At 37.7% G+C, this 15,103-nt stretch carries 17 protein-coding genes; all 17 read right to left on the minus strand.

The features are described from left to right. Positions 1–81 precede the first annotated feature (81 nt). The 17 genes from M3152_RS10915 to M3152_RS10995 all read right to left on the minus strand — a co-directional run bounded on the left by M3152_RS10915 (position 82) and on the right by M3152_RS10995 (position 15,103). On the minus strand, positions 82–444 hold the full coding sequence (locus M3152_RS10915) for a hypothetical protein (protein ID WP_251695143.1): 363 nt from the start codon (positions 442–444) through the stop codon (positions 82–84). Positions 445–460: 16 nt separating this feature from the next. After that, entirely contained in the window at positions 461–709 is a 249-nt protein-coding gene (locus M3152_RS10920) for a hypothetical protein (RefSeq protein WP_251695144.1), read from the minus strand. A gap of 569 nt (positions 710–1,278) precedes the next feature. Beyond that, on the minus strand, positions 1,279–1,764 hold the full coding sequence (locus tag M3152_RS10925) for a DUF2691 family protein (protein ID WP_251695145.1): 486 nt from the start codon (positions 1,762–1,764) through the stop codon (positions 1,279–1,281). A 349-nt stretch (positions 1,765–2,113) separates the two neighbouring features. Then, on the minus strand, positions 2,114–2,329 hold the full coding sequence (locus M3152_RS10930; protein WP_251695146.1) for a hypothetical protein: 216 nt from the start codon (positions 2,327–2,329) through the stop codon (positions 2,114–2,116). A 96-nt stretch (positions 2,330–2,425) separates the two neighbouring features. Further along, positions 2,426–2,770 carry a YolD-like family protein gene (locus M3152_RS10935; RefSeq protein WP_251695147.1) on the minus strand — a complete coding sequence of 115 codons (345 nt, stop codon included), beginning with the start codon at positions 2,768–2,770 and terminating at the stop codon, positions 2,426–2,428. An 87-nt stretch (positions 2,771–2,857) separates the two neighbouring features. After that, the gene (locus M3152_RS10940; protein WP_251695148.1) at positions 2,858–3,316 is read right to left on the minus strand and encodes a hypothetical protein; all 459 of its coding nucleotides are present in this window, start codon (positions 3,314–3,316) and stop codon (positions 2,858–2,860) included. Then, positions 3,317–3,874, minus strand: coding sequence for an ImmA/IrrE family metallo-endopeptidase (locus M3152_RS10945; protein WP_251695149.1), 558 nt, complete (start codon positions 3,872–3,874; stop codon positions 3,317–3,319). It abuts the gene before it with no gap. A 683-nt stretch (positions 3,875–4,557) separates the two neighbouring features. Continuing rightward, complete coding sequence (locus tag M3152_RS10950) at positions 4,558–5,292, minus strand: RecB family exonuclease (protein WP_251695150.1); 735 nt, start codon at positions 5,290–5,292, stop codon at positions 4,558–4,560. A 67-nt stretch (positions 5,293–5,359) separates the two neighbouring features. Next, on the minus strand, positions 5,360–5,854 hold the full coding sequence (locus M3152_RS10955) for a single-stranded DNA-binding protein (protein ID WP_251695151.1): 495 nt from the start codon (positions 5,852–5,854) through the stop codon (positions 5,360–5,362). Between the two features lie 72 nt (positions 5,855–5,926). Continuing rightward, positions 5,927–6,694 (minus strand): hypothetical protein, encoded by a 768-nt coding sequence (locus M3152_RS10960; RefSeq protein WP_251695152.1) that lies wholly within the window; start codon positions 6,692–6,694, stop codon positions 5,927–5,929. A 2-nt stretch (positions 6,695–6,696) separates the two neighbouring features. Then, a complete protein-coding gene (locus M3152_RS10965; RefSeq protein WP_251695153.1) occupies positions 6,697–7,986 on the minus strand; it encodes a RecT family recombinase in 1,290 nt (429 codons plus the stop codon). Between the two features lie 505 nt (positions 7,987–8,491). After that, positions 8,492–10,249, minus strand: coding sequence for a DUF2326 domain-containing protein (locus tag M3152_RS10970; protein WP_251695154.1), 1,758 nt, complete (start codon positions 10,247–10,249; stop codon positions 8,492–8,494). After that, entirely contained in the window at positions 10,219–10,470 is a 252-nt protein-coding gene (locus tag M3152_RS10975) for a hypothetical protein (RefSeq protein ID WP_251695155.1), read from the minus strand. The genes M3152_RS10970 and M3152_RS10975 overlap by 31 nt, the downstream gene beginning before the upstream one ends. Continuing rightward, positions 10,451–11,428: an SMEK domain-containing protein gene (locus M3152_RS10980; RefSeq protein WP_251695156.1), complete on the minus strand. Its 978-nt coding sequence runs from the start codon at positions 11,426–11,428 to the stop codon at positions 10,451–10,453. The genes M3152_RS10975 and M3152_RS10980 overlap by 20 nt, the downstream gene beginning before the upstream one ends. A gap of 339 nt (positions 11,429–11,767) precedes the next feature. After that, positions 11,768–12,487: a hypothetical protein gene (locus tag M3152_RS10985; protein WP_251695157.1), complete on the minus strand. Its 720-nt coding sequence runs from the start codon at positions 12,485–12,487 to the stop codon at positions 11,768–11,770. A 67-nt stretch (positions 12,488–12,554) separates the two neighbouring features. Continuing rightward, on the minus strand, positions 12,555–13,376 hold the full coding sequence (locus M3152_RS10990; RefSeq protein WP_251695158.1) for a S1 RNA-binding domain-containing protein: 822 nt from the start codon (positions 13,374–13,376) through the stop codon (positions 12,555–12,557). 56 nt (positions 13,377–13,432) lie between these two features. After that, complete coding sequence (locus M3152_RS10995; RefSeq protein WP_251695159.1) at positions 13,433–15,103, minus strand: type IV secretory system conjugative DNA transfer family protein; 1,671 nt, start codon at positions 15,101–15,103, stop codon at positions 13,433–13,435.

A 15,103-nucleotide genomic window follows, 5' to 3' on the forward strand; every position in this document is an offset into this window, starting at 1 on the left:
GGCACAAGCTTCCATGTGCCACTCTTTCCTTACCCGGTGGAAGGCTTTTTATGGTATAATCATACTACTAGGTTTTAAGAATTACTTTTTACGAGATGCGAATCGACGCGTCTCCTTTTTTTCGCCCATTTTTGAAATCACTGCATCATCCCAGCCCATCTTTTTCAGATTGGAAGCTGTGATGTTCAGCATTTTCCACGGATTGACACCTTCGAGCACCATATTCTGAGCCAATTCCTTCATGCCCTTTTCATCGAACTGCCATGATGCTGATATAGTGTAATCCCAAATAACATCACCAGTATCTACCGGACCATTGTTATCTACGAACGCCTTCAGCTGCGCTTTCATAGCTCTCAGTGCCGATTCAACACGTTCAATTTCCCTTCCTAGCTTAATTGCCTCTTCCATGTTTTCAATGACCTCTGCCTTTGCAAGTACCATTTCAAAACCCTCCTTTTTATATTCCGATATTTCCGCTGCCAATCACTTTCACATCGCCTTTTTCAATGGACAGAAAAATGTCTTCAATGTCGGTTAGCGATTGTAGCTTTTCAATTTTCCCATTGCTATCGAGAAAGTAAATCCCACCGAATTTAAAGACCAAAAATTTCTTTTCCTTCTTTTCATCCACATAGCAGACGAATGACTTTTCTACACCTCCCTGTTTAGCGTCAGAAACAAGACGTGCTAATTGTTTCCTAACCATTTAACTCGCTCCTTTTCCAATGAGTTTTTTAAAACAAAAAAAGCCGATTGTTTCCCGAAGGATTCAATCGACTTTTAATATATATCACGCTAAAAAGCGTAAATATCCCATATGATTATGTTCGAAAACAACTTTACGATGCGTATTACATCAGCCAGTCTTTTCTCTTAAAACAGAGATTACAAAGGCAACATGTTTTTTGTCGGATCTCCTTTTTATAAATCTAAAAGGTATAACGACATTCATCAAAACGATGACTAAGAAACTTAAAGGTTATACATATATTATCAAAGCTATATTATAGTCGCAAATCTTCTGAAAAAGAAGAAGTGAGGGGGCTGAATAATTGATATCAATATGAGCTGTTTAATTTTGAAGACAAAAATCAGCATAATATCGCTCAGATTTCTGAGGGCGTAATATTTACCAATCTTATTGAATTAAAGCTACCCGGTACTTTAAGTAAATAGTTTTTATATACTATTCGATTCTTTATTAGGAGAAGCAACCAAGCTAATATCCGTATGTTTCTCCTTCTTTTAAATTCAAGGTGCGATGTAAGTAAGATTTTATGCCCAATTTCTAGGCATCCATCCCCACACAGCTGCTATTATTTCTTCTTTATTCATGAATCTAATATCTTTATAACCTATAGATTCGGCTCGTTTTAAGATTTCCAGGATGATTTGTTTTTCTCGTGAGTATACTATCACTTGAGCTGAATCACTTACTATAAGCCCCAGTTTGCATGAGCTTTTCATGAATTTTGTTTCGTTATCAATCTCTACAACGCTTTCTAATGTAGGAAAAGCTTTTATGTCTGCGAATATTAAAATGTAATCTTCTTCAGATATGTGCCTTATAAATGTTTGGCCGTCCATAATTGTTTTCGTCTCTGAAAAGAATGGTAAAGGCTTCCTCGAATTATAATCCCTTGTGTAATATGCCTCTTCTGGAGAAACCGACCAATACCAAGAAGAACTTATAATACCTTCCAAGATTTCAAACAATTGTTTACCATGCTCATTTCTTATATAGAATAAAATACCCTCCACTTTTTCATCCCCCTGTAATTAATATTAAATACTAGTATTAACACACCTAAAAAACTGGTAACTTGAGGAATATAGATAATAAGAGGATTAGGTACTATATAATATATTACAACTCCAAAAATTAATATACAATATACCGCAAAGTACAATATAGGTTCCTTTATTAACATAACTGGTTTTTGTTCCTCTGAAATACTTCTATTGTGAATCACAGGGTTTTCGTGATGAACCACTAACCATGCAGTTAGATTCTGGTTTTATATCGAGGGTACACTGATCAAGAGTTTTATTTTTATCGGTTCGGGATTCTCAAGATATATTTTTAGAGGAGGCATTATGCCCCCTCTTTTTATTTCGATCCCACAAATTCACCGATCTTCCCTCGCCCGATTTCAACAACCTCCATCTTTTTGACCTGTACTAAATTAATACCGTACTGATCTTGCGTCATAATCATTTCCGCACCATTGACATGTACAGGCTTTAGCGTTAACACATTAGTGTCCGTCATAAATTGCATGTCTTGTCCGTTTAAAAATTCGACGTAAACCGAGTATCTTTTCATGATTATCACCCCCTAAATACCTATATTCTACACAGGGTGACAAAGTCCTCCTCATTATTTTATATTTTCCGACAAAAAATCCACTCCGAAGAGTAATCAGTCGATGCATTGTACTGATATGATATGTTCGATTGGTATACGAATATCGCCAAATGGGTCAGCCAACAGTATGGCTTTGCTATGTAGATCAATTGCTTCGATAATGCCCTGGTTTTCAACTATGCGGTTGTCTCTCCAAGTCTTTATTAACGTTTCGCATTTCCGTTTATATGCTATTTCGATTTCCTCTTGGATGGCTGCCAAATCCCATTCTGTCAGTTCAGGACGTTCGGTAAGTTCATCCTCAGCGTGCCAGTCCCTTAATTCGGTCAAATGCTCTGGCAACATCATCGCTGTCCATTTAATTCGTCCACGGTCTTTTATATCTCCATTTACTTTCATAAAACTGACCCCCTTAAAGTCTTCTATCGAACATACATTCTCCAATTAAGATAAAATTAAAAAGCACCCCCTATCTAAGAGAATGCTTTAGCCTCCATTGATTTCTTTTGTATGATTTAACATCTCGTTAGTGGAGCTAAACACATACTTAAAGACCACAGCAATAATTGCAAACAAGTTTACGAATGTCGCCGTTATCATTGCCAATACTAATTGTTCACTAAAGACAGGCACCCTGTGCTTTCCTATTTTCATACCAGGTGCGTATAGCATAAACAATACATTTGCAATCATTAAAACACCGACTGTTCCCAGTAATATTAAACTCACCATTCTTGCTTTCCGTTTGAAACTGACTTCTTTTTTAACTTCATCCATGATAAAGTTTTTGTACTTCTGATAAGCTTCGAAGCTATCGAATTTCTCTGTCTTGTGATCACTTAAGAAGTCACTTACTGCTATACTTAATTCTTCTTCCTCATCAACGTCTACGTCTTGAGAGATATCTGCTAAATCTCTTTCTAAGTCTTCAGTAGTTCTACTCATTTATAGGCCTCTCAAGGCTTTCTTTATTTGGAATCCAGCAAATTCATTAGATATTTGGAACTTCTTCGCTATTTTCCTCTGTAAAAAAAGCATCTCATATTGAGTAAAATTAGTTGAACTTCCAATCTCTTTTTTAACTAATTTTAATGGGGCTAATAGTTCTGCGGAAAACTCATTAGCTTGTTGCTCTTTCAACGTTTCGCTATCCTCATAATTGTTTTTCCTGAAAAGTATCTCCGCATAGGGCTTGTCTAATTTCTGGTTTGGTTTATTTAACCATCGCCAATGCAAAACAATATGTCCGAGTTCGTGGGCAATAGTAAAACGTCTTCTAGCTACTGGTTGATCCCCATTGACAACTATCTCAGGTACTCCTTTTTCATTAACCCGAGAAAAACCGCTGATATCACTAGGATTTGGGAAGTTCGACATGTCACTATAAAAAACTTTGACGCCAAAATCCTCAACACTCTGTTCTAAGTCGGATAACACTTGATCGATTGTAAATTGAGGGAATACATTTCTAAAATTAGTGACAAACTCCCGGATTTGATCCATATCCGCCACCATCCTCTCTAAAAGCATTACATGTGCTCATTAATACTATACCTCTTACGCTGATAATTGAAAAGATGTTTAAAAACAAATGATAAAAAACCACCTAAACGATGTCCTATATGTTATATCTATTATACAGAACATACATTCTCCATTCAAGCAAATAAAAAGCATCCATCCGTTTAAGGAAAAGGTGCTCTTTATTGCAATTCATTCAAACAAACTCAATATGTATGTCTATTTCATTCTCTTTACTGCATTTCTTACAATAGACAAATCCTTCGACTGAGCTACCAAGCTTGATCCGTTCTAATAAAAGCGCTGGCTCTAAGCAATTCATACTTCGGTCTTTCACCTCGAACTTTATAACTGCCAATAGGTCTTCACTGGCTGAATTGGACATTACAGTCCAAACAATGTACATTGCTCATTTTTAAATTCTACATAATATCCCCTTCCATCGTTTTATTACTACAACAGGAGGAGAAAGTCCTTCTTTGTGAAGGAAATAAAAAAGCGCCCACATCCACAACGGACAAGGCGCTTTTACAGTCATCGTATTCGGGATTAGTATATCTTCTCTAAATCATCAATAACTGCTTTAAGAATAGACCCCAGTTGCAAGTACCGATGTCCCTTACTGTTTAAATTGTAATACTTACCGTATCCAACATTACAGCGGGTCATATTAGACCGGTGTAATGGTTTATGTTTCCGTTTCCGCTAAACTTACCATAACACTCGAGAACAAATGGACAATGACGGCAATTACTAGAAGGTGTGGAAAGAAATAAATTCTCCGCTACTTCAGGCAACATATCTAGAATTTCACATTTTGAATTAATTTCGTTAGCCACTGCTAAAGCCCATTGTCGAGACTTTTCCATATCAGCTTGTTTGAAAACAAATTTGCTTCCTTCTCTAAAACGGAGGAAGTACAAGTTTCCTTCGACCGTTGATCGGTTCTTCATTTGTCGGATAACCCAGGCATAGAGACCGACTTGGTGATTATCTAGAACATCGTATCTACTCCTGTTTGTTTTCCAGTCCACTATTTTACTGCCATCTGCTGTGACCACATCGATATATCCCTGAATCATCGGGGCTGACTCATCTTCTGATAACGGAAGTTTAAAATGCACCTCTGTTGCCCCCATGTTTTTTTGAATTGGAGCACGGCTGACTAAATCGGACATCTCCTCCAATGTAACTTCTGGATGAAAATCTGCTTCAATCATTCCATTTAAAACTGCTTCTGAATGATTAACTCCATTGATTTTATCCTCAATTGCTTTATGAACCCCCTTACCCAACGCTAGGGGGTAAGTAATTGGTTCCTCATATCCCTGAATGTATTTCTTATAAAACCGGTACTGACAAGTTTCATACAAGCTCAATCGTGAAAAAGAGAATATCATACTGCTTTCTCCTTTCTATATTAAGAAAAGAGGACTGGTTGACCAATCCCCTTTTCATCTTTTTTTATCAGAACGGCAGATCCTCATCCTTTACTTCAAATGAACCTCCGACTGATCCATATTGATTGGCATGTTGGCCGTGAGTGTTCGTGTTACCAGCATAGGGATTCGGTGGCTGTTGAAAGCCCCCCTGCCCTTGTGGCTGCTGGTAGTTCTGCTGTCCCTGCTGATTTCCCTGTCCTTGAGGTTTCGGGTCAAGGAATTGTACAAAGTCAGCAACAACCTCCGTAACGTACACTCTATCTCCTTTGTCATTTTCATAATGGCGAGTATTAATGCGACCATTCACCGCAGCTTGACTTCCCTTCTTAAGAAAGTTCGCAGCATTTTCAGCGGCTTTCCTCCAGACCTGGACCATGATGAAATCCGCTTCATTTTCTCCATTGGCATTTTTAAAGGGACGGTTCACTGCAAGCGTGAAGTTGCACACGGCTACACCACTCTGCGTATATTTGATATCTGGATCTTTCGTCAGACGACCTACCAAACTCACGTTATTCATATTGTTCTCCTTTTCTCATGACTGCATATCAGCCACGACCCTATTTCTCCTCCGTAAAGGGTGACGGATATTTTAATTGGCTAGCGACACTTTATCGTTTGTCACCGAATTTCTTTTAGAATGCATTTTTTTCATTTTCAACATGTAATAGAGAAATGACACGTTCAGCACGACTTTCTCCATTGCAAAGTCATAGGTGGACAATGAGACTCTCCATGCTGCCCTACCTATTTCAGCACCTTCTATCGCCCAGCTTGTTCTTTCAGCATCTTCTTTCACATATTCAGCCAGTATTCGGTTGAACATCAGATAAATTTGGGTTTCCTTACATGAATTCATGACAAAACGAAGCAATTCATCTTGCCGTTCCTCCTGATTTTCGATATGGGCGACAACAATGAACATGGCGAAGTGCTTTACCAGCTGTTCGTGCTCATATCTCTTCCAATCGCGCAAAACGGCTTCCCTGTTCTTTTTGAACTCAGCCCTATTCTTCCGTTTATATTCAGCCCAACCAATTGTCCGAAGCTGTCGCACATTTAATCGATCAGCTGGATGACGGGGTTTCTTCCTTTTTCCGAAATACTTTGTTCGTATTTCTTCATATGGAAGACCGGATAACTTCATTTCAAAGTCTAAGACACCACCGGAAGCACCACAGAACCAACATTTATAGAGTTGGTCCTGTGTGTTCAATGACAAATAGAATTTATGTCCTTTGTCCGGTTTGGAATCCTCTTCGCAAAATACACATTTACATAGCGTCTCCTTTTTTCCATACGTACGTGGATTGAAAGTAACGTTATATCCCTCTGCAATTTTTAAGATTTCAGGAAGCATGATTAAGCCACCCCCTTATCTGCATCCCCTAACTTCTTAAAGAACGTAAATCCATTTTCTATACGGGTCTGCATGGTGAACTTCTCGCCGACGGATAGATGTTTCGTCTGTTGAACAGCCTCTTCTCCTTGTGCGAAAACCATCGTTTGAGCATTATTAGCGACATTCTTCACATACATCTTTGCGAAGGAAATGCCGGCTGGTGTTGTACCTTGCTCGTACTTTTCCATGATGTACGCATCAAGTGGTTCAGAAGCCGTTTCTTTTTCCTGAAGAACAGGTTCTTGAATAGTATCTTTTTGACCCAATTGCATTACAGATTCAGACTGTGCAGGGTTCTCTTTCTTCTGGATAGAAGTGAACTCTACAAGGAAATTGAAACCACTCTCTTTTTTGATGACCATAGATAACTCTTCGCCCATCGGTACTTGGCTGAGTGATTCAATCATTTCCTGTTTCCCTTTGACAAGAACCAGACTCACTTCTTTGCTCTCTTTATCCATGACATTCAATTTTGCGAATTGAACATTTTGTGGACTTACTCCTTTTTCGAAACTTTGGAGGATGAATACCCCCTCAACATTTTGGTCATTCGACTGCTGAACAGTCGCCTCGGCAACCTGTTGATCCGCTTGACTATTGCTCTGTTTTTTAGGGGCTGGAGAAGAATTCATAGGTACATCCAGGTTTCCGCCATTGTCGTTATCATCCTCTTCAAGCGACATTTCCTCACGGGTGTACAAGCCACCCAATGGGAATTGGCGACGAAGCACAAAGACCTCAGCAATTTTCTGGATCATCGCGGAAGGCATCTTATCCCACACATTTTTATTGCCGTATCGGTTATTCAACTCCCCAGAGTTGGCTTGAAAATATTCCTGGAAGTCGACAAACACGGCTACGGGTCTGAATCGCTTGTGATGCATGACTGCGTAAGCACCAAGTATCTGACCACGCTTTTGACCAAACTCATGCCGTACGCTGCCTTCGGACGGGATGAATTCGAATTTATCCCCTTCACGTACGACATTTGCAACGGGCGGCCCGACATACCCATCTTGGGTTGTTGCAACACGTAGTAGGCCGTCCCTCGTAGTGATGAAGCTAGTCACGGGACCGTTTTTAGTTTCATAGCGCTGGAACACGATATCACCTAGCAAAGGATTCAGTCCGAAGGTTTCACACACTTCAATGAAGTGATTCGCCTCCTCTTGAGTTCCATTTGTCGGCTGAACAAACCTGCTCCAAATCAACGACTTCTGCTCGTTTGTAAACGACAAAACTTTTTCCATTTCAACCATCTCCTTTTAAAGTTTTAGAAATAAAAAAGCCGATATCACCCGGAAGGGATCAATCGACTTTTAAGAATCCTATGCAACAGAAAACGAAATTTGTTTTGTTTTCACGTCATTTTATTAAAACACTCCTTTCATCATTTAAAATCAAAAAAGGCCGATGTCATCCTAATGGAATCTATCGGCTTTTCAATATATTTTACGCTTAAATGCGTAAGCATCTTGCGTGTACAACAATTTTGTGACGGAAACGTCTGCCTATCATTTCACTCAAGAGATTACAAATGAAAATACATAAGCTGAATTTTTTTATCGAATTTCCTTTTAAATGAAAAAAGGTGTTTCGACTTCCACCAAGAAAATGGTGACATAAGAATTAATGAATTATATACATAATATTCAATTCAATAAGATTTCGCAAGTTAATTAAAAACTCTATTGATAGTGATCTTGTATTCAGAGAAATTACTGAATGGGCTTTGAACAGCTAAACTAGTTTCTATTATCTCTCTTGATAATTCTGCAATAAGAACTTTTCTTCTTTTGTGAAGCTTGCAATTTTATGGCTTTCTATATTAAGTTTTATAATTTCCATCTGCTCTTCATTCTCAATTTTATCTCTGTTAAGAGTTAAAATATATTGAAAATCTAATTGATTTTTTTCCTGATTTTCAAGGAAGTTTAAACTTTGCACAAGGGTATCTTGATCAACATCAAATATATTATCATGTACTAAAAAGCCCGGGTGCCTTTTCCTTGTGTACTCATTAAACATTAATGCCATATCATAAATAAACACTTTTGTTCTATTCACACTGTGACTACCATCATCAAAAATTCTCATCTCAATTTCAATTGTTTTCTTGGTTGTTTTTTTATTAACGGTGTCAATAGAAAAGGAGCATTCCTTATTTCCCATAATGAACTCATGAATATTAAGTAATGTGGAAAGAAAGCTTTTTTGAATTTGACTTTTATTTTCAATTGTATTGTCTAATTCTAAAATCTCTTCCGACTTTTTCAAATACAGAGCTTTCTTTTCCTTTTCAGCGCTCTCAAAGTCATTATAAGATGCTTTGAGTTTTGAAAACTCATTAAGTTTATTATTATAAACTTTTAAACTAACTTTCAAATCCTTTAAAATACCTTTTTGATCAATAACCTTTAATTTTTCCGAATATTGGTCGTCAAGTTTACTTATATCGTCTGAGGTTTGCTCTAATTGTGCTTGTAATTCAGAGGCTCTTTGATATATAAGGGCTCTTTGAAAACTTTCAACCTTTGTTTTAAAATTGATTGCTTGGTCTAAGGATTTTACGATTAAATCTCCTAATCCTTCTTTAAATTGATTATAAATCATCTCAATTTCTTCATTTTCAATCACTTCAGGTTTTGGAAGTTTTTTTATTTTATTATATTCGTACTTTATTGCCATTTGCCTCTTTCTAAGAGTATCTAGTAAGTCTTCAATCCTTATAAGGTCTTTCTCAATTGAATTAAATGCTTCATTGCTTTTGAAACTTTCTATCGCTTCACTTATTTTATTTAATTCATCATCCAGGGAATTTAATTCCGCTCTTACTTCGGCTATTTTTTTCTTATTTCCTTCAGTAACTATCTTTTTCGCATTAGTAGAGACCTTTTTAATTTCTTCTATTCTTTTAACTGTTACTTGTGTTTTATTATAAGCATCAAGTGTGATATGCAATAAAAATAAATGAGGTATATAGTCAATTGGGATTTTTTTAGTTACATCAAAGGATTCCAATATATTTTTGAACTCTGACCTTTCATCCCTTATAAGGGGAGAAATTAATGATCTAAACGAAGGGACTTGCTCTATATCTAAATTAACATAAACTAAATTTTTCAAATAAAATAATGCATCATCCAATGTTTCGAATTTAATTGATTTACCATCATTTAATATAATGGGTTTATCCTGATCTTTAATACTCCTTATAATAGTTAATTGATTAGGACCAATGTCAATATCTAGTTTTATATTAACGTTTTCCCCAAATACTTCACTTGGTATTAAGGAAACTCGACTTTCATTAATCTTCTTCAACAAACAAAAATTCAAAAACTCTATGGATAATGATTTTCCAACACCATTTGTTTTTCTCCCATTAATAGTTTTTGAATCTGACTTCTCCCCTAAAATAATATTTACTCCATCATGAAAAATAATCGGATTAAACATTTCAGGTTCTGAATAGAGTTTTTTCATTCTAATTCGATTGACTTGTCTATCCATAAGTATGGCTCCTCAAATTTAATAATTCCTAAAGAATATAAAAATGTTAATCCAAAAATAATTTGTCTGCTATTATTAATACCACTTTTTTTTAACGAATCAGAAATTTTATAAATAGAAATTTTTCTTCCTTTGTTTTTTTTTATTTCCTTAAGAATTAAGTAACCTATGTATACTGATGACGATTTAATATTACCCTTTTCAGATACTAATTGGTTCATCTTGACCCTCCGCATTTGGGAAAACGTTGCAATTTATAGTTTCATTTATCAAAAAAAACTTTATTGCCATAAGATCATATTCTTTTCCGGATTCTCCCAATAATTTTTCGAAATATAATGCTAAGTTTTCAAGTGCTATTTTCGGGTTTCCATTTGCCTCTTCTAAAAATTTATTACTAATATCTCTTAAGAAAAGCCCCATGATTAACGATTTAACTTCATCAAGTCCTAATATGGTAATTGCTTGTTCAACGGCATCTCCGTACAAGGATACTAATTCAACGTATAATCCTTTAAGAAATTCAGCGTATTCGTTGAACCTTTTATTAATTTTATGTTTAGGATCAGTTGGAGATTCTAATCGCCTTTTAATTTTACCTTTATTGTTACTCAAGTATTCGATGAGTTCAATAATAGTTTCAATTTCATTAGCTTGCTTTTTCTTTACTTTATGTACATGAACAACTAATTCCTCTTGTAAAAACTTAGATATATGCATTAACTCCTCAGTACTTTTTTCCTTTATTTCTAGCAGAATATCCTTACTATCTAAAATATCATTTTCCTTATTAAATGAAAATGTCCCACGTGTTTCAAATTGACTTGTGTAACTTTTCTTTCTAGTTATTATTAATATTACTAATCTATCGTACTTTTCATACAACTTTTTATCTATAAACTTTGTTATGGTTTCCCTTATTTTTGTGCTTGAATTATCAGATGTGACTTGAATGGCAATCTTTTCCTCTATATCTCCCAAATCAATTGCGGCTATATTTTTTTCGATGATATTTAAATTAACTAGTCTATGTCCGTAGATTAAATTTAGGAATTCCTTAAAAAAGTCTTCGGATACAATATTAATATCATACAGACTAATTGAATTTCGATATTCTACTTGATGTGAAAGGGTACCCAATGCATCGGCGATTAGTTTAAGATATATTTCCCTATTCATGGTTGCACTTCCCTATATATATTATTTGAGACTATAATAATATTTAACCCTGCTTCCCTAATTCCTAGGTTACATACATCTTACAATAAATGGCTCATGAAATGTTGGAATTTAAGGAAATTATACCTACCCCTCACAAATTCAAGGTATGGTTCAGGTAATGCAAGGTTAACAGTGCAAAGTTGTCCAAGTAAATATACGATAAAGTTCTGCTTCCAATGTGGGGAGGAGAAATACATCAGCCTTTTTTGAACATAATAAATGAAAAATTAATCTAATAACATGATGTGCCAATATCCTCCCCCAAGGCTTATCTAGTACTACTATTAACGTATAACCTTAATCCTGACCTTTAATTTCTCTATTAAAATCACCGAACTTATCAACGAAGTAAAAGAGCATTTGAAGATTCCCACGGTCGTCTTGTAAATCCATATCTAGAACAACTCTAACTTTAACTTTTTCAACGATTAACTTTAAAGGTTGTAACTGTCCAAGTGACTCAGTAATTATTATGAATCGCTCGTTGAAGCTTTTATCTTTCCATTTTAAATACATCAGTAGGTCATATAAATCACCGCGTACCACATACACATAGATTGGCCTGCCTTGAAACTGGATCACCCCACTGAATGGTTCCTGTGTTGGCAGAACTTTTGATTCTGGAAAATGTTTATACATTTGAAAGAACAGAAGCCGTTTTAAAACATCATCTGTTTTGTATTCGACCCAATAATTACTTTCATAACAATCATGCAGCCCCGCAACGACTGCCCCGTTAATTCCTAATGTATAAATCGGTATGACCTGCTTGTTTCGATGGATCTCATGTCGAACAATTTTCTTCTCGGCTACCATTCTTTTGAGGCGCTTTTTATCCAAAGAAAATAAGCGGGTGAGTTGAGTTCCACCGATTAGACCTACTGCTGCTAGTGCTTCTAACGCCTTGCGTTCTTTCGGTGATTCTCCATTTACAAAAGGCGATCGTTTAATATTGGATGGTATTCGTGTCCAAAGCAATGACCAATTGTGTGATAAAGAATATGGACTGATTTCCATGTGAATCTCCTCCTCTAATCTATATTGAAAAAGGGGGCACGTCGATTTGACGCACCCCCATTGCTATTTATAACACTCGCGTAATACGAGCACGGATCTGCTCTTTCTGTGCATCAGTTTCCAATACACGAACAAGCACACGATCACCCTTTTTAACGTTCTGGAACTTTAAGTGACGGGCCAATGAATCTACACCTGCCTCCAGATTAATGAACACACCGTATTCGCGGACACCAGAGACAGTGCCAACGTATTCGTTGCCGGAAGTATATCGACCAATGGAACGGAGCCATGGATTTTCCTGTAATGCCTTTGCACTGACAGTCACTGTCTTCTCTTCTTTGTTAATTTCCATCACTTTCACTTTCAGATGGTCACCTTGCTTGACTTCTTCTGTTAAATCATCAATCCAGCCGTACCTAATCTCTTCGAGGGGAATCTTCACTTCAATTCCACCGATATCCGCTCGAACAAGTGAGGGGCTGACACTGCGAACCACGGCAATGATTTCATCCCCTACTTCTATTTTCCTTAACGTGATTGCTGCCATGTGATCCAAAGCTGCGGTTCTCGACCCTGTGAAAACTTCCGCTTCTCTGTCATAATTCAGTACCTTGAATGCTACGGACTGGCCTGTCATTGCACGAAGGTGTCGAAGGTTGGCCGCCCCTGTAAATTCCATAGGAATGTATCCGCGAATATTTCCTACACTCACCACGGCACACGGCTTATCAAGCAGTTTCTCAATGCCGACAATAGGGGCTTGAATGATGGAATTGTTCTGGTGAGCACCGTAGACCTCTTTCCAATCCTTATCAAAGTTATTTACCGCTTCCACTTTCGATGGGTCAAAACCTTCAATTAGAACTTGCATGTTGTTTTCAGCCATTTTAAATTCTCTCCATTCCATAGGTTTATTTTGGTTAGATATTAAACACGTTTTATTTAATCCCAGAATCCGTCATTGGACCTTACCACATTGCTCGCTTCTTTCTCTTTTATTTTCGGTGGAATTACAGTCTTGACTGTAGATGATTGAACGTTGCTCTTGCTCGATACTTCTTCTGATAAATCAACGTTCTCTATTCCGGTATCCTGTTTTCTCTCCTCAGGTAAAGGAGTACGGGAAAGTTTTTTATCAGGAGTTACCTCATAAGAATGTTGCGTATCAAGTTTGGGCTGGATGATTCGTTCCACTTCCGACTCAGCCCCCACTTGTTTCACAAGTTCAGATTCAGACGCTTGTCCTTTTTTGATTTTCTTGCGTCGTTGGAAAATGTTACTCAAGCTATTCAGATTAATCTTCTTAAATGACTTTTGATCTTCCCACTCCCTCAACTCCTTCCAATTACGAGGCACAAATTGACCTTTCGCCAGTGCAGGTTTCTGAGGGGTCCCGTCCTGCAGAAGCTTATGGACAAAGTTAAACCTTGGGATACCGTCCATTAAGTCCGTAGGGTCGAACCTATATTCCTCATCTTCCGTATCACGATAGGAATCCGGAAACAGGCGAGGCAGCAATACACGGTTCTTGTATGTGCTCTGCCTCATAATGACCTTGTCCTTTCCGAACTCCTCCGCGAATTCCTTTGCATCTTGTGCAGAGATGCCTCCAAAACAGATTTTGTTTCTACATGATGTAAGAATCGCTTGTTTCATTGCCTTCGGACCAAGATTTCCCGACTCGATTTCAAGTTGACCAAGGGATTGAGTCGCAAAAATACCCGCTACCCGATATTCGGCAGCGAGTGATAAGAAAATTTCAACGTCTGGATTGATGTACCGGCTGTACTCATCCACGATTAAAAAATGGGGGATGCGCGTATCCTCCGTTCCCGGCCTCCTAAACGTACCGTTTTGCAGGTGCATGATCATGAATTGACCGAAGGCATCACCTGCTTTTCTAAGCTTTCCGAGTGCAGTATTGACCGCAAGGACACCGCCTGTTTCCAAATGTTCATCAATGTTCACATCACTCCTTCCTGTCATGATGGTCCGCAAGGCTTCGTTACTGACGATGTTTTCAAGTTGCGCACGTAACCCTATGACGAACTGGTGGTACTTCTCCCGCATGCTGCCGAGTAATTCGGATTCAAAGAAATGAACAAGATCCGTCATTCCGTCCCTGTGTTTCAGTTCCGCTACTTTTTGCTGTAGGACGTGCTGATCGCGCAGCGTATTCATCACGTCGATAATATCCATGTCGTCCCCGTGCAGTTCTTTCAGCAGTTTGGTGACGTTCCGTGCCGACAATTCTTGAACAGTTGCAAAGAATGCATCCTGCTTACCGAACAATCCTTTCAAGACAACGACTGTTGCCTCGGCCACTGTATCCATTTCTCCTTCCATCGGATTGAAACTGGCAGAATCGGTTTTGTTCGGGTCTACATGGATACAAGGGATGCCCATTTCTAAACACATTTCATTTACCATTTCCGCCACGTCGCCTTTTGGTTCAACTACAGATATCCCCAAAGGGACGCCTCTCTTCTTTTGAAGCAGCAATTGATAAATCATCGGTTTCAATATTGTCGCTGTCTTGCCACAACGGGTTGGACCGACAGCAAGCATATGGGTGAAGCAATCACTTCCTTGCCATACGATGGGCATTCCCAT

This window comes from Sporosarcina luteola (assembly GCF_023715245.1).
Classification (GTDB): Bacteria; Bacillota; Bacilli; order Bacillales_A; family Planococcaceae; genus Sporosarcina; species Sporosarcina luteola_C.

Excerpts from the sequence above, each read along its gene's own strand:
- M3152_RS10915 (WP_251695143.1), bottom strand. The coding sequence starts at position 444 with ATGGTACTTGCAAAGGCAGAGGTCATTGAAAACATGGAAGAGGCAATT.
- M3152_RS10920 (WP_251695144.1), bottom strand. The coding sequence starts at position 709 with ATGGTTAGGAAACAATTAGCACGTCTTGTTTCTGACGCTAAACAGGGA.
- M3152_RS10930 (WP_251695146.1), bottom strand. The coding sequence starts at position 2,329 with ATGAAAAGATACTCGGTTTACGTCGAATTTTTAAACGGACAAGACATG.
- M3152_RS10935 (WP_251695147.1), bottom strand. The coding sequence starts at position 2,770 with ATGAAAGTAAATGGAGATATAAAAGACCGTGGACGAATTAAATGGACA.
- M3152_RS10940 (WP_251695148.1), bottom strand. The coding sequence starts at position 3,316 with ATGAGTAGAACTACTGAAGACTTAGAAAGAGATTTAGCAGATATCTCT.
- M3152_RS10945 (WP_251695149.1), bottom strand. The coding sequence starts at position 3,874 with ATGGATCAAATCCGGGAGTTTGTCACTAATTTTAGAAATGTATTCCCT.
- M3152_RS10950 (WP_251695150.1), bottom strand. The coding sequence starts at position 5,292 with ATGATATTCTCTTTTTCACGATTGAGCTTGTATGAAACTTGTCAGTAC.
- M3152_RS10955 (WP_251695151.1), bottom strand. The coding sequence starts at position 5,854 with ATGAATAACGTGAGTTTGGTAGGTCGTCTGACGAAAGATCCAGATATC.
- M3152_RS10960 (WP_251695152.1), bottom strand. The coding sequence starts at position 6,694 with ATGCTTCCTGAAATCTTAAAAATTGCAGAGGGATATAACGTTACTTTC.
- M3152_RS10965 (WP_251695153.1), bottom strand. The coding sequence starts at position 7,986 with ATGGAAAAAGTTTTGTCGTTTACAAACGAGCAGAAGTCGTTGATTTGG.
- M3152_RS10970 (WP_251695154.1), bottom strand. The coding sequence starts at position 10,249 with ATGGATAGACAAGTCAATCGAATTAGAATGAAAAAACTCTATTCAGAA.
- M3152_RS10975 (WP_251695155.1), bottom strand. The coding sequence starts at position 10,470 with ATGAACCAATTAGTATCTGAAAAGGGTAATATTAAATCGTCATCAGTA.
- M3152_RS10980 (WP_251695156.1), bottom strand. The coding sequence starts at position 11,428 with ATGAATAGGGAAATATATCTTAAACTAATCGCCGATGCATTGGGTACC.
- M3152_RS10985 (WP_251695157.1), bottom strand. The coding sequence starts at position 12,487 with ATGGAAATCAGTCCATATTCTTTATCACACAATTGGTCATTGCTTTGG.
- M3152_RS10990 (WP_251695158.1), bottom strand. The coding sequence starts at position 13,376 with ATGGCTGAAAACAACATGCAAGTTCTAATTGAAGGTTTTGACCCATCG.
- M3152_RS10995 (WP_251695159.1), bottom strand. The coding sequence starts at position 15,103 with ATGGGAATGCCCATCGTATGGCAAGGAAGTGATTGCTTCACCCATATG.